This window comes from Acidithiobacillus ferriphilus, assembly GCF_018854775.1.
Taxonomy (GTDB): domain Bacteria; phylum Pseudomonadota; class Gammaproteobacteria; order Acidithiobacillales; family Acidithiobacillaceae; genus Acidithiobacillus; species Acidithiobacillus ferriphilus.
This window is the reverse complement of sequence record NZ_JAAZTY010000098.1, coordinates 1-5,064: the sequence shown is the minus strand read 5'-3', so window position 1 is coordinate 5,064 and position 5,064 is coordinate 1. Positions and strand designations below refer to the sequence as shown.

Sequence of the window (5,064 nt, the reverse complement as noted above, 5' to 3'; positions counted from 1 at the left end):
GAGATCAGCAAAAGATTCGGAAAACTCGCCCCGGTAACGCCGCGCGCGGCGCAGCACGAAATGCTTCTTGAAATCCATGACGACATCATGGCTGCGGGTCCGGGCCTGCAACTCCGCCACCTCCGGCTCCACACAAAAAAGCCGGGCGATAAACCGCTCAAGATGCGGCGCAAGACATAACAAAAACTCACTCTGGGCCTTATCAGCAGGCTGAGCGCCTGCCGCACGGTAGATTTGCAAATTTTCCGCCAGGGTTTTGTCCTTTTCCGCCAGGGATCGAAGAAATTCTCCATCCAGACGCACAAGACCTTCAGCAGTAAAAAGTTCTTTGTATTCAAAATTAAACTGGTTAAGCACCATGATCTCCAGAGGCATACCGGCAACTACACTGCGGCCAGCTTTCATCAAACTGTCATATTTTGCTGGCAATATGTGGTTATGTCACCTTTTCAGGATGGCCCCATGGCCCATTATCGCAGCATATTTTTATCAGACGTCCATCTCGGCACCCGCGGCTGTCAGGCGGAGAGCCTTTTGGACTTTCTTCGCCACAACTCCTGCCAGCAGCTCTATCTGGTCGGCGACATCATCGATCTGTGGCGCCTCAAAGTGCGCTGGTACTGGCCTCGCAACCATAATACGGTGGTCCAGAAGGTGCTCCGTCTGGCCCGCTCCGGGGTAATAGTACGTTATGTCTGCGGCAATCACGATCCCGTCTACGAGTTGCTCTCCGACTACGTGCAAAACCAGGGCAACGCCCTTGCCCTTGGCGACATTGCCATCCTCCGGGAAGCAGTGCATGAGACCGCCGATGGCAAAAAGCTCTGGGTCATCCATGGTGATCAGTTCGATGCCGCCATGCGTTACGCCACCTGGCTCATTCGTCTGGGCGATCATGGCTATACCCTGTTGCTCTGGAGCAACCGGCTGCTGCAAAGTGCGTTCCGGCGCCTGGGCCTGCGCCGTCACTGGTCCCTGAGCGCTTACATCAAATACCGAGTAAAAAAAGCGGTGCAGTTTATCAACGACTACGAACACCTGCTGGCCGAAGAAACCTCACGCCGCGGTTACGCTGGCGTGATCTGCGGCCATATCCACCATGCCGAGCAAAAAACTATTGACGGCGTCCTCTATTACAACGACGGCGACTGGGTCGAGAGCTGTACCGCGCTGGTCGAACATACCGACGGGCGCATGGAAATCATCCATTGGCCCATACCCCCCCTGCGTTTTGATCAGCATATTGCCGCGTAATCAGATATCGAGTCGCGATACGAAACGTGCATTATCCTCAATAAAGCGGCGACGCGGTTCCACGGCATCGCCCATGAGCATGGAAAAGACCTCGTCGGCAGCGATGGAGTCTTCCACATCCACCCGCACCAGACGCCGGTTTTCGGCGTTCATGGTGGTCTCCCAAAGCTGTTCCGGATTCATTTCACCCAGACCCTTGTAGCGCTGAATCTCGATACCCCGACGGGCGTCAGCCATAAGCCAGTCCATAGCCGCACGGAAACGGCTGACGGTAAGCCCTCGCTCGCCGCGTTCCATCCGCGCGCCGGCACGGATATTACCTTCAATCACCCGCGCATAATCCGCCAGATGCCGGTATTCACCACCGGCAAAGAAATCCTGATCAAAGAAACGTAGTTCCTGACTGCCGTGATGTTCGCGGCGGACCACCAGGCGCAAGGCCTCTGCTTCGCCCACCCGCTCCACCGTGTAATGTTCGGCGGGCAGGGCGTTGAGCTCCAATGCCGCGCGGAGCCGTCGCGCGAAATCGTCCCAGGCGGCGCTATCCGCCGACTCCGTAACAACAGGCGGCAACGTGGCCAGCGCCCAAAGCAGGGTACCGGGATAGCGCCGCTCCAAGCGCTGCACCAAAGCCTCGATATTCTGGTATTGACGCATCATGCCGGCCAGTTGCTCCTCAGTTACCGGCTCAGCATCCGCCGCAGGACGGAATTGGGCGCCCTGCATAGCAATTTCGCGCAGGTAGGCGGCCAATTCGATGTCGTCCTTGATATAGCGCTCATCCTTGCCTTTCTTGACCTTGTAGAGAGGTGGCTGGGCGATATAAATATGGCCGCGCGCCACCAGTTCGGGCATCTGCCGGTAGAAGAAGGTCAGCAGCAGGGTGCGGATATGGCTGCCGTCGACATCCGCATCGGTCATGATGATGACGCGGTGATAACGCAACTTGGCCACATCAAAATCCCCAGCGCCAATACCGGTGCCCAAGGCCGTAATGAGGGTACCGATCTCATCCGACGAAAGCATTTTATCAAAACGCGCCCGTTCCACATTGAGGATTTTACCCTTCAAGGGCAGGATAGCCTGATGCCGACGATCACGGCCCTGTTTGGCGGAGCCGCCGGCGGAATCGCCCTCCACCAGATAAATTTCGCACTTGGCCGGGTCTTTCTCCTGGCAGTCGGCCAGTTTGCCGGGGAGGTTGGCGATATCCAGCGCGCCCTTGCGGCGCGTCAGTTCCCTTGCCCGGCGAGCGGCTTCCCGCGCCCGTGCCGCTTCGACAATTTTGGCGGCAATCGCCTGCGCCTCTTTGGGGTGCTCATCCAAAAATATCGTCAGCGCCTCGGACATGGAAGACTCCACGATCGGCTTGACCTCGCTGGAAACCAGCTTTTCCTTGGTCTGCGAAGAAAATTTGGGATCCGGTACCTTGACGGAAAGCACCGCCGTCAGGCCTTCACGCGTATCTTCGCCACTCATCACCACCTTAGCCTTGGCGATGATGCCTTCCCGTTCCATATATTGATTCAGAGTACGGGTCAGCGCGCCGCGAAAGCCCGCCAGATGCGTACCCCCATCGGTCTGGGGAATATTGTTGGTGAAGCAGAGCACCGCCTCGCTATAGCCTTCATTCCATTGCAGGGCGGCTTCAACGACAATGCCGTCGCGCTCGCCGCTAAGGGTGATCACAGTGGGATGAATGGCGGTTTTGCTGCGGTTGAGATGCTCCACAAAGGCGCGGATACCGCCTTCGTAATGGAAAACTTCTTCCCGTCCGCCCCGTTCATCCAGCAGGGTGATGTGCACGCCGGAATTGAGAAAAGCCAGCTCGCGCAAGCGCTTAGCGATAATCTCGAAGTGGAAATGCGTATCGGCAAAAACCTGAGGCGAGGGTTTGAAGCGGATGGTACTGCCATGCTTGCGTGACGCCTCACCGCGGGCAACGGGTGCCTGGGGTTCGCCATCATGATATTCCTGGGTCCAGACATAGCCATCGCGGAATATACGCAACTGGAGCGTTTCTGAAAGGGCGTTCACTACCGAGACACCGACCCCGTGCAGACCGCCGGAAACCTTGTAGGCATTGTCATTAAATTTACCACCGGCATGCAGTACGGTCATGATGACTTCGACAGCAGACCGCCCCTCTTCGGCGTGAATGTCGACAGGAATACCGCGACCGTTATCGCTGACGCTGACCGATTCGTCATCATGGATGGTAACAACGATGGCGTCGCAATAACCGCCGAGCGCCTCGTCGATGGCGTTGTCCACCACCTCAAAAACCATGTGGTGCAGACCGCTGCCATCATCGGTATCACCGATATACATGCCGGGGCGTTTGCGTACTGCTTCCAGCCCTTTCAATACCTGGATACTGGTAGAATCGTATATTCCCGTCATGATGCTGTTTCCTTCTCAAGCTGGCCTGCCGCCAGACAAAAATGACCACCACGACTCACCGCCGCCGGAATCTGCCCGGCCGCGGTGACGGCGGCAAAGACCTGCACACCCAGCAGATCAAGCTCTTTCACCCACCAATCTCGCGCCGAAGCATCGAGCTCCGCCGCAAAATCGTCAATCAGTATGGTCGGCAGGGGCAAGCCTGCCTGCTTCAGGATCTTCACCTGCGCCAGGCGATAGGCCAGACCCAGTACCCGCAACTGGCCGCGCGAAAGAATATCCAGTGCCGCTTTGCCGCGCACCCGAAACGCCAGATTGGCGCGGTGCGGGCCGCTGTGGGTGTAACCCATTTCGCGATCCTGTTCCTGATCCCGCAGCAGGCAATCACCCAGCGCCAAGCCCTCTTTCCAGCCACTGTGCAGATGCAGGCTAAGTCCGGAAAGTGATCCGGACCAACGTTCCCAGAGGGTGGCAACTTCGGGCTGCACCGTGGCCAGATGCGCTTGCCGCCGCTGCTGGATTTCTTCACCGGTGGCAATGACGCCGTCATCCCAGGGTTGCTGACCATAACCGCTTTTCAGCCAGGCGTTGCGCTGTTGCAAAGCCCGCCGGTACTGGCGAAACACCGTGCCATAGTAGTGATCCGCGTAATAAATGCCCCAATCCAGTACACGTCGGCGGTCTTCCGCCGTTCCCGCAACAAAATGGCTATTGTCATCGTGCAGACTTTGCAGTGGCAGAATGTCGAGCAGCATCCAGGCTGAAGCGAGCGATTCACCATCATAGCGTATTTCCCGCGTTTCGCCACGTCGACGCAGGGCGAGAAAATGATCAGGCAGGTGGGCGCTGACCAAATATTCGTTGTCATCCTCCCGCTGCACATGGCGGGGATTGCGTCGCCAGGTTTGCCCCGTGCCGAGGATATGGATGGCCTCCAGCACGGAGCTTTTTCCCGCACCATTGGCGCCGATCAACCAGTTCCACCGTTGATCCGCTTTCAGATCCAGGGTTTTTATGCAACGCACCGATTGGATGTGCAGGGCCTCCAGGGGCATTTCAGAGGCGGACAGGCATAATGATATACAGGGGGTTATCTCCATCTACCGGAGTAAAAACTGCGCTGCTGTCGCTATCCTTGACGCGCATCCGCAAATTTTCCTGGGCGAATATCTGGGTGGTATCCGTGAGATAACGACTGTTGAAAGCGATATTTAGAGTATCATTCTGGTACTCGACGGGGATTTGGATCTCGCCTTCCTCCTGTTCCTCATTGCAACTGCGCAGGGTCATCTGGTTGTTGCTGAGGTGTAGATGGGTGGTCGGATTACGGTCGCTCACCAGGACATCGCTTTGTTGCAAGGCGCTTTTGAAGGTCTGGCGATTAAGTATGGCGAAGCGAGGATGTCC

3 protein-coding genes and 2 pseudogenes are annotated in these 5,064 nt (G+C 57.1%); 1 reads left to right on the top strand and 4 read right to left on the bottom strand.

Annotation, left to right across the window (positions count from 1 at the left end):
* Window positions 1–405 (bottom strand): annotated as a pseudogene (locus tag HF921_RS07515) (pyridine nucleotide-disulfide oxidoreductase); the annotation flags it as partial.
* Between the two features lie 57 nt (window positions 406–462).
* Here HF921_RS07515 and HF921_RS07510 point away from each other — a divergent pair.
* Entirely contained in the window at window positions 463–1,254 is a 792-nt protein-coding gene (locus HF921_RS07510; protein WP_226817455.1) for a UDP-2,3-diacylglucosamine diphosphatase, read from the top strand.
* On the opposite strand, the gene gyrB is transcribed toward HF921_RS07510, so the two are convergent.
* From gyrB to HF921_RS07495, 3 genes and pseudogenes are all read right to left on the bottom strand, one after another.
* Window positions 1,255–3,657, bottom strand: coding sequence for a DNA topoisomerase (ATP-hydrolyzing) subunit B (gene gyrB / locus HF921_RS07505; protein WP_215893603.1), 2,403 nt, complete (start codon window positions 3,655–3,657; stop codon window positions 1,255–1,257).
* Window positions 3,654–4,712 (bottom strand): DNA replication/repair protein RecF, encoded by a 1,059-nt coding sequence (gene recF, locus HF921_RS07500; RefSeq protein WP_064219568.1) that lies wholly within the window; start codon window positions 4,710–4,712, stop codon window positions 3,654–3,656. The genes gyrB and recF overlap by 4 nt, the downstream gene beginning before the upstream one ends.
* A gap of 1 nt (window position 4,713) precedes the next feature.
* A pseudogene (locus HF921_RS07495) lies at window positions 4,714–5,064 on the bottom strand (DNA polymerase III subunit beta); the annotation flags it as partial.